This window comes from Sphingomonas sp. IW22 (assembly GCF_041321155.1).
Taxonomy (GTDB): domain Bacteria; phylum Pseudomonadota; class Alphaproteobacteria; order Sphingomonadales; family Sphingomonadaceae; genus Sphingomonas.
Window position 1 is genome coordinate 191,208 of the sequence record NZ_JBGGWB010000001.1, and the last position, 15,182, is coordinate 206,389.

12 protein-coding genes are annotated in these 15,182 nt (G+C 64.6%); 10 read left to right on the forward strand and 2 right to left on the reverse strand.

Going from position 1 to position 15,182, the window contains the following annotated elements:
• Positions 1 to 64: 64 nt before the first annotated feature.
• Entirely contained in the window at positions 65 to 2,743 is a 2,679-nt protein-coding gene (locus ACAX61_RS00960) for a TonB-dependent receptor (RefSeq protein ID WP_370712960.1), read from the reverse strand.
• A gap of 281 nt (positions 2,744 to 3,024) precedes the next feature.
• Between ACAX61_RS00960 and ACAX61_RS00965 the strand changes: the two genes are divergently transcribed.
• The 10 genes from ACAX61_RS00965 (at position 3,025) to speD (ending at position 12,587) form a co-directional block, all read left to right on the forward strand.
• Positions 3,025 to 4,071: a LacI family DNA-binding transcriptional regulator gene (locus ACAX61_RS00965; RefSeq protein ID WP_370712961.1), complete on the forward strand. Its 1,047-nt coding sequence runs from the start codon at positions 3,025 to 3,027 to the stop codon at positions 4,069 to 4,071.
• Positions 4,072 to 4,137: 66 nt separating this feature from the next.
• Positions 4,138 to 5,604 carry an MFS transporter gene (locus ACAX61_RS00970; RefSeq protein WP_370712962.1) on the forward strand — a complete coding sequence of 489 codons (1,467 nt, stop codon included), beginning with the start codon at positions 4,138 to 4,140 and terminating at the stop codon, positions 5,602 to 5,604.
• A 64-nt stretch (positions 5,605 to 5,668) separates the two neighbouring features.
• A complete protein-coding gene (locus ACAX61_RS00975) occupies positions 5,669 to 6,676 on the forward strand; it encodes an SPFH domain-containing protein (protein WP_370712964.1) in 1,008 nt (335 codons plus the stop codon).
• Between the two features lie 85 nt (positions 6,677 to 6,761).
• A complete protein-coding gene (locus ACAX61_RS00980) occupies positions 6,762 to 7,394 on the forward strand; it encodes a DUF4178 domain-containing protein (RefSeq protein ID WP_370712965.1) in 633 nt (210 codons plus the stop codon).
• Positions 7,387 to 8,724: a DUF4178 domain-containing protein gene (locus ACAX61_RS00985; RefSeq protein ID WP_370712966.1), complete on the forward strand. Its 1,338-nt coding sequence runs from the start codon at positions 7,387 to 7,389 to the stop codon at positions 8,722 to 8,724. The genes ACAX61_RS00980 and ACAX61_RS00985 overlap by 8 nt, the downstream gene beginning before the upstream one ends.
• A 4-nt stretch (positions 8,725 to 8,728) precedes the next feature.
• Positions 8,729 to 8,893 carry a hypothetical protein gene (locus ACAX61_RS00990; RefSeq protein ID WP_370712967.1) on the forward strand — a complete coding sequence of 55 codons (165 nt, stop codon included), beginning with the start codon at positions 8,729 to 8,731 and terminating at the stop codon, positions 8,891 to 8,893.
• A gap of 12 nt (positions 8,894 to 8,905) precedes the next feature.
• Complete coding sequence (locus tag ACAX61_RS00995) at positions 8,906 to 9,118, forward strand: DUF350 domain-containing protein (protein ID WP_370712968.1); 213 nt, start codon at positions 8,906 to 8,908, stop codon at positions 9,116 to 9,118.
• Complete coding sequence (locus ACAX61_RS01000) at positions 9,111 to 10,640, forward strand: polyamine aminopropyltransferase (RefSeq protein WP_370712969.1); 1,530 nt, start codon at positions 9,111 to 9,113, stop codon at positions 10,638 to 10,640. Before ACAX61_RS00995 ends, ACAX61_RS01000 begins: the two co-directional genes overlap by 8 nt.
• Positions 10,630 to 12,231, forward strand: a complete 1,602-nt coding sequence (locus tag ACAX61_RS01005; RefSeq protein ID WP_370712971.1) for an FAD-dependent oxidoreductase — start codon at positions 10,630 to 10,632, stop codon at positions 12,229 to 12,231. Before ACAX61_RS01000 ends, ACAX61_RS01005 begins: the two co-directional genes overlap by 11 nt.
• On the forward strand, positions 12,228 to 12,587 hold the full coding sequence (speD, locus tag ACAX61_RS01010; RefSeq protein ID WP_370712972.1) for an adenosylmethionine decarboxylase: 360 nt from the start codon (positions 12,228 to 12,230) through the stop codon (positions 12,585 to 12,587). Before ACAX61_RS01005 ends, speD begins: the two co-directional genes overlap by 4 nt.
• Here speD and ACAX61_RS01015 read toward each other — a convergent pair.
• Positions 12,584 to 15,127, reverse strand: a complete 2,544-nt coding sequence (locus tag ACAX61_RS01015) for a response regulator (RefSeq protein WP_370712973.1) — start codon at positions 15,125 to 15,127, stop codon at positions 12,584 to 12,586. The genes speD and ACAX61_RS01015 overlap by 4 nt on opposite strands.
• Positions 15,128 to 15,182: the final 55 nt, after the last annotated feature.

The window sequence follows — 15,182 nt, forward strand, 5'->3', positions numbered from 1 at the left end:
GCCCTTCCCCTTGAATGGCCCCGCAGCGACCAAAGCGTTGCGGGGCCGATCGATATAATGGCCGTCAGAAGCGGATCGTCGCTCCGGCCAGGAAACGGCGGCCATAGGTCTGGTAATCGATGATCGCGCGCTCGTCGCGGGGGTCGACAGTGACGAACGGCTCGTCGGTCAGGTTCTGGCCCTGAACGAAGATCGATACGCCTTCCAGCGCCGAACCGGGCTGGAAATCATAGCCGACCTGCGCGTCGATCACCGTTTCGTCCCGCGCACGCCGGCGAACGCGGTTGGCTGCAAAGCCCGACAATTCACCGACAAAGCTGGAACGGTAACGAACCGATCCACGCACGTTGAAGCCCCATTTCTCGAAATAGGCGGTGCCGTTGGCCACCCACTTTGAATAGCCGGGGATATCCTCTGCCGGGGCGCCCGGCGTCGGCTGGATCTCGGTCTCGGTATAGCTGACGCCACCGGTCAGGCCGAAGCCGTCAAGCGCGCCGACAAACTCGCCCAGTGGCAAGGTGCCCGCCAGTTCGGCGCCATAGATCGAGCCGCCCTCGCCGTTGATCGGACGGGTAAGCAGGCCGATCGGGGTCGGCGGGACCTGACCGGCCGGGGCGGGATAAGGCGAGAAGTCGAAAAGCGTTTCGGTGTTATAAACGAAGCTCTTCAGATCCTTGTAAAAACCCTGAAGCGCCAGATAGCCGCGCGTCCCGAAATATTTCTCCACCGTCACGTCAAACGCATTGGCGCGGATCGGGCGAAGGCGCGGCGACCCGGTCGAGCCATTGTAACGGTTTTGCCCAGCATCAAAGCCATAGGCGAGCGCGACGCGCATGTCGTCCAGACGCGGACGCTGCATCTGGCGCGCGGCACCGATGCGGAAAACGAAATCGCTCGGCAGGCGCAGCGACAGGTTCAGCGTTGGCAGCACATCGACATAATCGTCGCCATCGACGATCGGCGTCAGCGCGCTGTCGGTCGCGACAAAACCATTAGACTTTTGCACCGTCGACACGATCTGGACGCCCAGATTTCCGGTCAGCACCGATGCGCCGATGTCCTGATCGACATTGGCCTGAAGATAGCCGGTCATCACATCTTCGTTGATGCGAAACGCCTTGGCCGGCACGTCGCGGCTGGTGTTGGCGACCAGATTATAGACGCCACCCGCCAGCATTGCCGCCGGATCATAGCTCAGCATCGGCCCCAGCCCCAGATAGGACAGGTTCGTTTCACCCAGCAGATATTCCGACGGGATCGCCTGTTCGCGCGCACCGCTTGCCAGCACCAACAGCGCTTCGTCCGGAGTCAGCGACTTTTCGCGGCGGGTATAGTTCAGGCCGAACTGGATCGAGCGGAGGAAGCCGTCCAGCTCCTTTTCCACCTCGACGCGATACTGCTGGATCTCGTCCTTCACGATGCGGTCGTTGAAATAGCCCGCCTGGATATTGGCTCCGCCCCAGCCCTGCGGATCGGTCAGCAGGATCAGGCTGGGGTCAGCATAGTTGAGAGTCGGGGAAAATACCGTGCCTGTCGTGCCGCTGGTAAAGCCGATGGTATCGCGCGCACCGTTATTGGCACCGTACCCGGTGCCGGCATAGCTTTCGATAACCGTTTCGTTGCGGTCGGTGCGCGAATAGCTGATGTCCAGCATCGCGTTCCAGCCATTGTCGCCTTCATATTTCTGGTTTAGGCCGAACGAATAGAGCTTTGCCTTGCGCGAGAAGCTGTCGTTGCGGATCACCCCCTCCACGCCGGTGAACGTGCCAGAGGTGACGAAGCCACCCTCGATATTCGCCTGCGTCAGCGTGGCATTGCCGAACGCCAGCGGCAGTTCGATACCGCGCTTGATCTGCGGGTCGTCAAAGTCGGAATAAAAGCCGTCCAGCGTGATCGTGTAATTGGGCGCCGCGCGGTACTGAAGTGTGCCCTGAAGGCCCAGCCGCTTCAGATTGGTCGAGGTGACATAGGATTTCGAACCGCCGATCACACCCGCTTCGGGGTCGATGGGCGCCGCGCCGGCATAGCCCCAGGCATTAAATTCCTGAATCTGGTATGGTTCGTCCAGATAATTTGCCGACAGCGCGATGCCGATCGTGTCGTTCGCGAACTGGTCGACATAGGTGCCGAAGACACGATAGCCATATTCCTTGGACCCGGCATTCAGCTTGCCCATGTCGGTGTAGACGCCGCGCCCGCCAACCGCGATCACGCGCTTGCCGGTGTCAAGCGGGCGGATGCTCCGCAGGTCAACCGTACCCGACAACCCCTGCCCGATCAGGGTCGACTGCGCGGTTTTGTAGACCAGCACCTGATTGATGACTTCAGAGGGGTACTGATCATATTCGACGGCGCGGTTGTCACCGGTCGAGGTCTGTTCGCGGCCATTCAGCAACGTGGTCGAGAAATCCGGCGCAAAACCGCGGATCGACACCGCCGACGAGCGGCCAGAGACACGCTGCGACGTGAGGCCTGGCAAGCGCGCGATCGACTCAGCGATGGATGCGTCGGGGAGGCGGGCGATGTCTTCGGCGGAAACCGATTCGACCACCTGATCTCGCGATTTCTTCGCGTTGACGGCGTTTTCCAGTGCGGCGCGGAAGCCGGTCACGACAATATCGTCCGCAGGTGCATCCTGATCCACGGGGGCCGCGTCCTGCGCCATTGCAGGGGCGGCGGCGATGCCGATGGTCAGGCTGGTCGCGCAAAGCAGCATGGCACGGATGGTCGGACGAAGCGTCATGTCTCTCCCCTAGTCGTATCGACCCGCTTGTGACCGCGGGCTATTGGTTCCGAATATCGGGTATGGAGGCTTCAGCCTGGCCATCCCGTTGCGGTATCGTTACCGCCGTATCAGGGCGACCGAACAGAAGGCATACGTATGTGCAACATGATGATGGCCACGTCGCTGTTGCCGCGCAGCCACACCCTCTTTGGGGCGTCATGCTTTACGCATAGCACGCGCGCCGCTAGCGTGATGGAAGACGGGCAAAAGTTCGTTATCGTGGGACGAGGAAGCCGATCGTGAGCCGCCCGGCGTCGCAACGCCCGACATCGTTCGACATCGCGTATCGCGCAGGCGTGTCACAGCCGACCGTTTCGCGCGCGCTGCGCGGCAGCCCGTCGGTCAGCGCCGAAACCCGTGCCCGGATCGAGGCGATTGCCCGCGAACTGGGTTATGCCGTCGACAAGAACGCCTCCAGCCTGCGCAGCCAGCAATCGCACACGCTGGCGTTGTTGTTCTTCGAAGACCCCACCGCCGATGCCAGCCTGATCAACCCGTTTTTCCTGTCGATGCTGGGCTGGATCACGAGGGAGGCCGCAAATGCCGGCTATGACCTGCTCATCTCCTTCCAGCAGCTGAGCGGCGACTGGCACAAGGCGTATGAGGACAGCCGCAAGGCCGATGGCATTATCCTGCTGGGTTACGGCGACTACGCGCTTTATCGCCCGCGCCTGCTGCAGTTGCGCGAACAGGGCACGCATTTCGTCCGATGGGGGTCGGCAGAGGCGGATGACGATGGCGCGACCATCGGCTGCGACAATCGGGGCGGCGGGCGGATGGCGACACAGCATCTGATCGGACTGGGTCGCAAGCGCATCGCCTTTCTCGGCGCATGCGACGATCATTATCCGGAGTTTCGCGACCGGTACCTCGGCTATCGCGACGCGCTGACCGATGCGGGGGTGGAGATCGAACCGGCGCTTCAGGTCGACGCCATCACGTTGGAAACGGCCGGGGCCGACGCGGTGGCCGAGTTGTTCGAGCGCGGGCGCGCCTTTGACGGGATCGTCGCGGCTTCGGACCTGATCGCCATTGGCGCGATGCAGGCGCTGCAACGGCGCGGTTACGACGTCCCGCGTGCGGTATCGGTGGTCGGGTTCGACGACATCCCGGCCGCGCAACAAGCCTCTCCGCCCCTCACCACCGTTCAACAGGATGCGCGCGCAGCGGGAGAGCGACTGGTCTCGTCGCTTATCGCGCGGATCGGCGGCAACGACAGCGCCGCGGGGCTGTTGCCGGTCCATCTAAAGGTGCGCGCAAGCTGTGGCGCGCATACGAATACGTAAGGCGCCCTGCGCCCCGGCCCCATAGGGTGCACGGCGAATAAAGGCGAACCGCCACGGGGAGGAAGAATGGAAAAGCCGCGCCAGAGCCGGGCCGCGTTGTGGAACATCTCGTTCGGCTTCTTCGGCATCCAGATCGCCTTTGCCCTGCAAAACGCCAATGTCAGCCGCATATTCCAGTCGCTGGGCGGGGAGATCGACCAGCTCGCGTTTCTATGGATCGCGGGGCCGGTAACGGGCCTTATCGTCCAGCCGTTGATCGGCCATTATTCGGACCGGACGTGGAGCCGCTTTGGTCGCCGCCGCCCCTTTTTCCTGGCAGGCGCGGTTCTGGCGGCGGTGGCGCTTCTGGGGATGCCCCATGCGGGCGCGCTGCTGGTCGCGGCGATGATGTTGTGGCTGCTCGACGCGTCGCTGAACGTGTCGATGGAGCCGTTTCGCGCCTTTGTCGGCGATATGCTGGGCAAGGATCAGCAGACTGCTGGCTATGCCTTTCAGACTGCCTTTATTGGCGCGGGTGCCGTGATCGGATCGATCGCGCCGGAAGTGCTGAACTCGCTTGGCGTCGCCAATACCGCGCCTGCCGGGGTGATACCGCCATCGGTGCGCTATGCCTTTTATATCGGCGCGGCGGCGATCCTGCTGGCGGTGCTGTGGACCGTGATCAGCACGCGCGAATATTCGCCGGAGCAGATGGCGGCCTTTTCGGGGCCACAGGCGGTCGCCGCACATGACGCGCCGGTCGTTGCGCCCGCCAACGGGCCGCTTTGGATCGTTGGTGGTGCTGCCATCTGTATCGCGGTGCGGCTGCTGGCGCTGGACAAGGCTGTCTATATTCTGGGCGGCGCGCTGATCGCGTTCGGCATCGCACGCATCGTCGCACGATCCTTCGCGGCGCGTGGCGTGCGCGACAATGTGCTGGTGCAGATCAACTCTGACCTGGCGCAGATGCCGCCGGTCATGCGGCGGCTGGCGCTGGTGCAGTTCTTTGCATGGTCGGCGCTGTTCGTGATGTGGATTTACACGACGCCGGTCGTGACCCGATATGTGTTCGGATCGGCTGACCCCACCAGCGCAGCTTATAACGATGGTGCCGATTGGGTGGGCATCCTGTTCGCCACCTATAACGGCGTCGCCGCAATCGGAGCGTTCGTGCTGCCATGGTTGGCGGCGCGCATCGGCAAGACGCGCACGCATGTCATCGGCCTGTTGAGCGGCGCGCTGGGCTTTGGCCTGTTCCTGCTGTTGCGCGATCCCCTCACCCTGCTGGTTGCAGAGCTGTTCATCGGCATTGCCTGGGCGTCGATCCTGACCATGCCCTATGCCATTCTGGCCGGCTGCCTCGATCCCCGTAAATACGGGGTTTATATGGGCCTGTTCAACATCTTCATCGTCCTGCCGCAGTTGATCGTGGCAACAGTAATGGGCGCGGTGATCAACGCCTTTTTCCCCGACGAGCCGCTATGGACCATGGGCATCGCGGCGGGCGTGATGGTGCTGGCCGCAATTTCGATGCTGCGGGTGCGCGAAGCCTGACGCGTCCGGTTTCGCTTTCAAGTGTCATGGTTCGGCATTACACTTGGGTGAATTGGAGGGACCGATGGGCATTCTCGATTTTCTGAAAAAGCAGTTCGTCGACGTCATCGACTGGGTGGAGGAACCGGGCGATCTGGCCATCCGCTATCCGATGCAGGACCGCGAGATCCAGAACGGCGCCCAGCTGACGGTGCGAGAGGGTCAGGTCGCGTTCTTCTATAACGAAGGGCAGATGGCCGACGCGTTCGGCCCCGGCCAGCATACGCTGAACACCGCCAACCTGCCGCTGATGACCGCGCTGCAGAACTGGGACAAGGGCTTCAAGTCGCCGTTCAAGGCCGACGTGCTGTTCTTTACGCAAAAGGAACAGGCGGGCCTGAAATGGGGCACGGCGCAGCCCGTCACCGTGCGCGACAAGGAATTCGGGCCGCTCCGCATCCGCGCGTTCGGCGGTTACAGCTTCCGGATCGAGGAACCGCCGGTGTTCCAGGCCAAGCTGATGGGCACGCTGGAACGGGTGCGCGTTGGCGATGTGGAGGGGCAATTGCGCTCCGCCATCGCGACGCAACTGGCCACCTCGCTCGGCCGCAGCGAATTCGGCTTTGTCGACATGGCCGCCGATCAGGATGCAATGTCGCAGCGGCTTCGCGAAATGGTCCAGCCCGCCTTCACCCAATGGGGGCTTAGCTGCCAGACCTTCTTCGTCGAAAGCCTGTCGCTGCCCGATGAAGTCCAGAAATATCTCGACAAGGCGTCCTCGATGCGGGTTGTCGGCGACCTCGACCGCTTCGTGAAGTTTCAGAGCGCCGATGCCATCGAAAAGGCGGCGGGCGCGGAAGGCGGCGTCGCCGGAATGGGCGTGGGTGCCGGTGCGGGCATGGCGCTGGGACAGGCGATGGCCGCTGGTCTTGGCGGCGGCGCGGCAAGTGGTGCCGGCATGGTTGCCGGGGCGACCGGGGGCGAAGATCCCTATGTCCAGATCGAAAAGCTGCACAAGCTGCTGACCATCGGCGCGATCAGTCAGAGCGATTTCGACGCCAAAAAGGCCGAATTGCTCGGCCGCATTCGTTAAGGGGAAGCCCCCTCCCAGCCAGAGGGAGGGGACGCCGGGGCCGCATGTCATGCTGACTTTATCCTGCCCCAATTGCGGGGCACCCGTGACGTTCCGCTCGGCTGCGCTGCCGACGCGGGTGTGCGAGAATTGCCGGTCGATGCTGGTTCGCACCGACGATGGCGTTGGCATCGCCGGGGAACAGGCCGCCCTGCCCTTTGACGTCAGCCCGATCCAGATCGGCACGCGCGGCCAGTTCGCGGGGCGCGGGTTCGAGGTGATCGGCCGTGTGCGTTGGTCATGGACTGACGGATCATGGAACGAATGGCTGTGCCTGTTCGAGGGCGATCGCCATGGCTGGCTGGCCGAAGCGATGGGCCAGTTCATGATGACCTTCGAACGCGACCTCGCCGGCATGGCCTCGGACGAGTTGAACCGCATTGCACGGGGCAGCCCCGCCATCCCCGGTCGCCGCGCGATGGTCGACGGTCAGGAAATGACGATTGCCGATGCGCGCGAAGTCAGCTGCATCGCGGCGGAGGGCGAGTTGCCGTTCGTGGCACCACCGGGCTGGACGATCTATTCGGTGGATCTGCGCGCCCCCGACGGCCGCCTCGCCACCCTTCAACGTGAGGGGGATCAGGCGTGGTTCTATGACGGGCGCTATGTGACGCTGGCCGACCTGAAGGCGACCGGTCTGCGCGCGATCGAAGGCTGGGCGATGCCGCAATATGGCTGAAGCACCCGCCGCCGCCGCGCTTAGCTGCCCCAATTGCGGCGGCACGATCACGCTGCGCGCCGCCGGTCATTCGGTGACGGTGGCGTGCGAATATTGCGCCAGCATCCTCGACGTCAGCCAGCCGCAGGTGCGGTTGATCACGCGCTACCGTGAAAAGACGGCCCGGCTCGCCATTCCGCTTGGCGCGCGCGGCACGCTGGACGGGATCGAGTGGGAAATGGTCGGCTGGATGGCGCGCAGCGACAGCGGCTATCCGTGGCAGGAATTTCTGCTGTTCAACCCCTATCACGGCTATCGCTGGCTGATCGAACAGCGCAGCGGATGGAGCTTGGGGGAGCAGCTGACGCTCACCCCCACCGGCGGATCGCGCGGGCTGGTGGTGGATGGGGAGGAATATCGCCCGTTCTTTGCAAATGGCACGGCGCGCGTCGATGACGTGGTGGGCGAGTTCTACTGGCGCGTGCGGCGCGGCGATGTCGTTCGCACCGACGATTGGGTCCGCTCCGGCGCGATGCTGTCACGCGAAGCCGATGACCGCGAAGTCAGCTGGTCGCGGTCGCGCTGGCTGCCGCGCGGCACGGTCGAGCAGGCCTTTGGCGTCGCTGGCCATGGTCGCCCCTGGCCGCCCCTGCCCCACCAGCCATCGCCAGCCTATCCGTTCCTGAAGCGGGCTATGGTGATCGCCGCAGTGGCAATCGCGGCGCTGATCCTGGGCGCGATCATGAACGCGGGAGGCCGCACGCTTTGGCAGGGCTATGCCGACATTGCCGCAGACGGGCGGGAACAACAGATCACCGTCGGCCCGATCGAACTCACGCGTCCACGTCAGCGCGTACGTGTGGTGGCAGAGGTGCCCGCGCTGTCGAACGGCTGGGTCGATCTCGCCTACACATTGGTCGACCGCAGCAATCAGGCCAGCTTCACCGCGTCAAAGGCGGCCGAGCGCTATTCGGGTCGTGATTCCGATGGCGCCTGGAGCGAGGGGTCGCGCGGCGCCAGCGCCGATTTCGCCGCCCTGCCCGCCGGCAGCTATGACCTTATCGTCGATTACAAGGGCAACAAATGGGTCGATCCGTCGCGCGCGGGTGGCGGCTCTAGTTTCTGGAACAGCGCGCCGGACGATGACGGCCAGCCCGACTGGCGGCGTGACAGCACCGCGCCGCGTGTTGAAATCGCGGTGATCAGCCGCACCGGGACCGGTTTTGGCGTGTTCTTCGTCATGCTGCTTCTGGTGCTGGCGCCGCTGGGCGTCGCACTGCTGATCCACGCCCAGTTCGAACATGCCCGCCGCGCCGAAAGCGATTTCGCGCCCACCAGCGACGAGGACTGACGCCATGCGGACCAGCATCTTTCTCTACGCCTTGTGGTGCCTCGGCATGGTGGGCCTGTTCATGCTGGCCAGCGCCAATGCATGGTCGCCCTTTGCCGACGGGCGGCGCGGCGCCCGTGGCGGCGGGGGCGGCGGCGTCATCTTTATCGGCGGCCCGAACCATAAATAAGGGGACATCAAGATGGTCACGTCACTCGCAACCTTTCTCAACACCCTGCTCTATGCCGGGGTCGGTATTTTCGTTTTCCTGGTCGGCTTCTTCATCCTCGACAAGCTGACGCCGGGGAAACTGTGGGCCGAGATCCATGACCAGCGTAATATCGGCGTCGCGATCGTCGCAGGCGCGATGGCGCTGGGCCTGGCGATCATCGTCTCCGCCGCCATTCATGGCTGAGAACGACCCGGCGGCGGCGCGAAAGGTTACGGCACCGGCGGGCGCACTGCTCGTCTCGGCCTTTGTCGTCGCGACGTGCGGCCTTGTCTACGAACTGCTCGCCTCCACCATTGCCAGCTATCTGCTGGGCGACAGCGTCACGCAGTTTTCGACCGTCATCGGCACCTATCTGTTCGCGATGGGGATCGGCAGCTGGTGTTCGCGCTATGTGAAGCGCGGCGAGTTGCGGCTGTTCGTCCGCACCGAATTGCTGATCGCGGTGATCGGCGGATCGTCAGCGGCGCTGTTGTTCATGCTGTTTCCGCTGGTCGAACATTTCCGTATCGCGCTGTACGGCATTGTGCTGGCGATCGGGTTTCTCGTCGGGCTGGAAATCCCGCTGCTGATCCGCATCCTGAAGGATTTCGATTTCCGGGAAACGGTGTCGAGCGTCCTTACGTTCGACTATGTCGGCGCGCTGGCGGCGTCGTTGCTGTTCCCCCTGGTGCTGATGCCGCATCTGGGCATGATCCGAACCGGCTTTGCGTTCGGCATCGCGAATGCCGCCGTCGCGCTGGCGCTCTTGTTGGCCCTCCCACGCGGGCGGCGAATGCGGGGTGAGGTGGTGGCCGCCATCATCATCCTGATCGGCCTGTCGGGCGGCATGGTCGCCGCTGATCGGCTGCAACGCTGGGGCGAGCAGGCGGGCTACGGGGAGCCGGTGGTCTATGCCCGCTCCAGCCGGTTTCAGCGCATCGTGCTGACCCGGCGGGGCGACGATCTGCGCCTGTATCTGAACGGCAATCTGCAATTCTCCTCCCGTGACGAGTATCGCTATCACGAGGCCCTCGTGCATCCTGCGCTGGGCCGGGTAGCCGAACCTGCGCGCGTGCTTATCATGGGTGGCGGCGACGGGCTGGCCGCGCGCGAAGTGTTTCGCCATCCCGGCGTGCGACAGGTGACGCTGGTCGACCTCGACCCCGAAATGACCGCGCTGTTCCGCGATACGCCGTCGCTGGCGGCGCTGAATGGCGGCGCGCTGGCCGATCCTCGCATGACGGTGATCAACGCCGACGCCTTTCGCTGGGCGCGTGAAGCGACGGGGCAGTATGACGCCATCGTCGTCGATTTCCCCGATCCGGTCGATTATTCGGTGGGCAAGCTCTACACCGACAATTTCTATGCCCAGGTCCGCCGTCTGCTGGCGCCCGGCGGCATGATGGTCGTGCAATCGACGTCGCCGCTGATCGCGCCTGACGCTTACTGGACGGTCGCGACGACGCTGGAATCGGTGGGGTTCAGCACACGTGGCTATCACGCCTATGTCCCCAGTTTCGGAGAATGGGGCTTTACGCTGGCGTCGCTGGCGCCGATCCCTGCAAACGCGCGCTTCCCAGATGGTCGGTTCCTGACCGCGGGCAGTGAGGCGCCGCTATTCGCCTTCCCCCCGGACATGGCCCGCCGGCCGGTCGAAGTGAACCGGCTGGACAATCAGTCGCTGGTACGCGTGTTCGACGCGGCGTGGAGCCAGTATGAAGGCTGACCGGCGTACCGCCATCGGCCTTGGCGCCGGCGCTATGGCCGTCGCGGGCGGCGGCGCGGCGCTCGCCTTTCGCAGCGCACCCATCCCACCCGGTCTGGTCGAGGGGGCCGACGCCGCGCGCGGGCACCGCTTGCGGCAAGGCGGCTTCCCCGCCCCCAGTCGGACGGAACGGACGGGAATCGTCATCGTCGGCGGCGGCATTGCCGGACTGTCTGCGGGATGGACGCTGGCGGAGGCGGGCTTCACCGATTTCCGCCTGCTGGAGATAGAGGACGCGACCGGCGGCAATGCCCGCAGCGGCGCGAATGCGGTGTCAGCCTACCCGCTGGGCGCCCATTATCTGCCAGTCCCCAATCGGGAGGCGGTGGCGCTGCGGCGGATGCTGGCCCGGCTGGGGATCATCACGGGGGAAGCCGACGGCCTACCCGTCTATGACCCGGCACAGCTATGCGCCGACCTTCAGGAACGACTGTTGTGGCGTGGCCGCTGGCAGGAGGGGCTGGTGCCGACAACTGGCCTCAGGCCAAAGGATCGCGCCGATCTCACCCGGTTCGAGCAATTGATGGCAGAGGCCCGCACCGCCATCGGGCGCGACGGACGGCCCGCCTTTGCCACGCCGATTGCCTATAGCTCTCACGACCCCGACTGGCTGGCGCTCGATCAGCAGACTTTTGCCGAATGGCTGGATGCGCGCGGGCTGACGTCCCCCGTGCTGCGCGCGCATGTGCGCTATGCCATGCGCGACGATTACGGGACCGAACCGGATGCCACGTCCGCATGGGCGGGTGTGCATTATTGGGCGGGGCGGCGCGGCCATGCGGCGGCGCGTGTCGCCGACAATGTGCTCACCTGGCCCGGCGGCAACGGCCATCTGGCACAAGCCATGGCCGCGCGCTTTCGCGACCGGATCATCACTGGGCAGATCGTTCACCGCGTCGCGCGTGAGGGTGGCAGTGCCATTGTCGACCGCTTCGATACGGCCAACGCCACCACGACGCGCATCCACGCGGATGCCGCCATATTGGCGACGCCGTTGTTCATCAGCGCGCGGCTGTGCGGCGAATTGGGCGACATGTCGGCCTGCACCTATGCCCCATGGCTGGTCGCCAATGTCACGGTTGCCCATGCGCCGCGCGGGCCGGGCGTTCCGCTGGCATGGGATAATGTGTCGTCGACCAGCGACTCGCTCGGCTATGTCGTCGCCACGCACCAATCGCGCGCCTTGCCGGGTCAGACGGTGCTGACCTGGTATCTGCCCCTCTCGGATATGACGCCTGCAGTTGGTCGCCGTTTGTTGATCGAGCGGCCGGCCGACGAATGGAAGCGCATGGTTCGCGACGACCTGTTGGCGATGCACCCCGATCTGGAGATTAGCGAAATCGCGCTGTCGCGATGGGGCCATGCCATGATCCGCCCCACGCCCGGCCATATCTGGACTCGCGCGCCCGCCATCACGGCAACGCCACCGCTGTTTCTAGCGCATAGCGACCTGTCGGGCCTGTCGCTGTTCGAGGAAGCGCATTGGCAGGGAACGCGCGCTGCGGAATTGGCGATGACGCTCATTGGCCACGGGTATGAGGCGCTGGCATGACCCCGCCCCCCTATGACGGCGTACATCTGATCGCGGACCTGACCGGGTGCAGCGGGCTGGACGATGCGGCACTGATCGAGCGCGCGTTGCGTGCGGCGGCCATTGCGGCGCACGCCACCCTGATCGAGGTGCGCCTGCACGCTTTCGGGCCGGGACAGGGGATCACCGGCGTCGCTCTGTTGGCGGAATCACACATCTCGATCCATAGCTGGCCCGAGCATGGCTATGCCGCCATCGACATTTTTGTGTGCGGACGCCGGTGCGATGCTCAGGCAGCGCTCGGCGTTTTAGCCGAAATGCTGCGCGCCACCCCGCAACATGTCCGCAGCATCAAACGCGGGTTCGGCCTGATCTAAAGCCTGTCGCCAATCAACCGCTCATGCGCTTCGCGCAGCGCGTCGGCGGTATATGGACGCGTGACGACGGCGATGCGGCCATCCCCCTCGAACCGCGCGACCGGCTCTGCCCCCTGCTCCTGCGCGATCAGCAGCGGCAGGTCGTTGGACAGCCCACGAAGCTCCGCGACGAGCTCAGGGCCCAGCCGCGCGTCGATCAGGGCAAAGCGGTAATCGCCCCGTGCCGCGCGCATCTTGCCCAGTGCCTCCGACGGGTTGGCCGCTGATTCCACCGTCAGCCCCGCGGCCTCAAGCGCTTCGACGGCCTGCGCCCGCACTGCGCCGTCATGCTCGCAGACCAACACCCGCGCGCTCTGGCCGCGATCGATCACGTCGCGCACGGCCCGCGCCAGCGTTTCGAAACTGAACGGCTTGGCCACCATCTCCACGCCGGGGTCCAGACGGCCGCCATGCATGATGGCGTTGCGGGTATAGCCCGATGTGTAGAGCACCCGCAGCGACGGTTGTTCCAAACGCGCGGCGTCAGCCAATTCGCGCCCCGACATGCCGGGCATCACGACATCGGTGAACAGCAAATCGACCGGATCTTCCTGACGCAGCAACAGGCGCAGAGCCGATGGGCCGTCATGCGCCTCAAGCACACGATAGCCCAGTTCGCGCAGACATTCGACCGTATAGGCGCGGACATCGTCGTCATCCTCACACACCAGGATGGTTTCACGACGACGGCTGACCTCCAGCCCGTGGACGAGCGTGACCTCCGGCTCCAGATCGACGGCAGCGGCCAGACGGGGCAGGTAGATGCGGATCGTCGTGCCGTGGCCCTGTTCGGAATAGATTTTCACATGGCCGCCCGACTGCTTGACGAAGCCATAGACCATGGAAAGGCCAAGCCCGGTGCCCTTGCCGACTTCCTTGGTCGTGAAAAACGGCTCGAACGCGCGGGCCACCTGCTCACGCGACATGCCGCTGCCCGTGTCGGTAACCGCGATCATCACATAGGCGCCGGGTGCAACCTCGGCATGTTGCGCGCTATACCACTCGTCCAGGACAGCGTTGGCGGTTTCGATCGTCAGCTTGCCGCCATCTGGCATCGCATCGCGCGCATTGACCGCCAGGTTCAGGATCGCGCTTTCCAGCTGATGCGGGTCCGCCTCCACCCGCCACAAGCCCGGCGCGGTGACGGTTTCGGTTTCGATCGTCTCGCCCAATGCCCGCGCGAGCAGGTCCGCCATCGACGCAATCAGACGATCGACGTCGATCGGCTTTGGCGCCAGTGGCTGCCGCCGGGAAAAGGCCAGCAACCGCTGCGTCAGCGTCGCGGCGCGCTCCGCACCCTTCATCGCGCCGTCCAGCGCCCGCTGAGCGCGGATGTCCCCCACCCCTGCTGCTTCCAACGCGCGCCGGGCGATGCCGACATTGCCGGTGACGATCGTCAGCAGGTTGTTGAAATCATGCGCGATGCCGCCGGTCAGCTGGCCCACCGCCTCCATTTTCTGCGCCTGCCGCAACGCGTCTTCGGCAAGCATCAGTTGCCGGGTGCGCTCCTCCACCCGCTCCTCCAGCGACGCGGTCAGCGCGCGCAATTCGTCGCGCGCGGATTTCAGGTCGTGAATGTCGGTACAGGTGCCGAACCAGCGCGTGATCCGACCCGCTTCGTCCCGCACGCATTTGGCCCGGCCCAGCACCCAGCGATATTCCCCGGTCCAGTGACGCAGGCGATACTCGATCTCATAGGGCTCGCCGGTCTTCAGACTGTGGCGCCACAATTCCCAGGCGCGCGGCTGGTCGTCAGGATGGAAGATCGCATTCCATCCTTCGCCGTCGGTCGACCCTTCACGTACGCCGGTGAACTCATACCAGCGGGCATTGTAGTAATCGTGATAACCGTCAGGCAGCGTCGTCCAGATCATCTGGTCGATCGAATTATTGATCGCATCCAGTTGCACCCGACTTTCCGCAAGGGCCGCTTCAGCCTCGGTACGGACCGCGATTTCATGCTGCTGCGCTTCGAACAGGCGCGCATTGTCGATTGCCACCGCCGCCTGCGCCGCCAGACCGACGACCAGCCGCTCTGCGCGATCGTCGAACCGTCCGGGTTCGGGATGACCGAGCAGCAACCCGCCCAGCACATCGCCCTCGCGCCCCACGACCGGAACGGCCAGATAGCTGCGGACCGGCAAATGGCGCGGCGGCATCCCATGATGGGGTTCAAACCCGCCATATCGCGGGTCAACGGTAATGTCGTCGGAACGAACGATCTCGTTGGCAAAGGTGGGTGCAAATACCGGCGTTGCGCGCGGGTGGCCCAGCCGTTCAAACTCGTCCCGCCGCGCGCCCGATAACGTGAACAGACCCAGCCGTTCGCCGCTTTCGACGTACAGGTTATGGAAATAGGCAGCGTAGGCTGTCTGGGTCAGCGCGCGCGCGGCATCGCATACCTGCTGAATGACGCCTTCGCTGTCGTGATCGGCAAACAGGGAGGTCGTCCGCTCGGCGAACGCCTCCAGCAGGTCCGGTTCAAACTGGGGCAAAGGCATTTGATCAATCACATCCGACGCGTATCTTGATTTGGATCAGGGAAGCAATGCAATT

Excerpts from the sequence above, each read along its gene's own strand:
- ACAX61_RS00975 (WP_370712964.1), top strand. The coding sequence starts at position 5,669 with ATGGGCATTCTCGATTTTCTGAAAAAGCAGTTCGTCGACGTCATCGAC.
- ACAX61_RS01005 (WP_370712971.1), top strand. The coding sequence starts at position 10,630 with ATGAAGGCTGACCGGCGTACCGCCATCGGCCTTGGCGCCGGCGCTATG.
- ACAX61_RS01015 (WP_370712973.1), bottom strand. The coding sequence starts at position 15,127 with ATGCCTTTGCCCCAGTTTGAACCGGACCTGCTGGAGGCGTTCGCCGAG.
- speD (WP_370712972.1), top strand. The coding sequence starts at position 12,228 with ATGACCCCGCCCCCCTATGACGGCGTACATCTGATCGCGGACCTGACC.
- ACAX61_RS00990 (WP_370712967.1), top strand. The coding sequence starts at position 8,729 with ATGCGGACCAGCATCTTTCTCTACGCCTTGTGGTGCCTCGGCATGGTG.
- ACAX61_RS00995 (WP_370712968.1), top strand. The coding sequence starts at position 8,906 with ATGGTCACGTCACTCGCAACCTTTCTCAACACCCTGCTCTATGCCGGG.
- ACAX61_RS00960 (WP_370712960.1), bottom strand. The coding sequence starts at position 2,743 with ATGACGCTTCGTCCGACCATCCGTGCCATGCTGCTTTGCGCGACCAGC.
- ACAX61_RS01000 (WP_370712969.1), top strand. The coding sequence starts at position 9,111 with ATGGCTGAGAACGACCCGGCGGCGGCGCGAAAGGTTACGGCACCGGCG.
- ACAX61_RS00985 (WP_370712966.1), top strand. The coding sequence starts at position 7,387 with ATGGCTGAAGCACCCGCCGCCGCCGCGCTTAGCTGCCCCAATTGCGGC.
- ACAX61_RS00970 (WP_370712962.1), top strand. The coding sequence starts at position 4,138 with ATGGAAAAGCCGCGCCAGAGCCGGGCCGCGTTGTGGAACATCTCGTTC.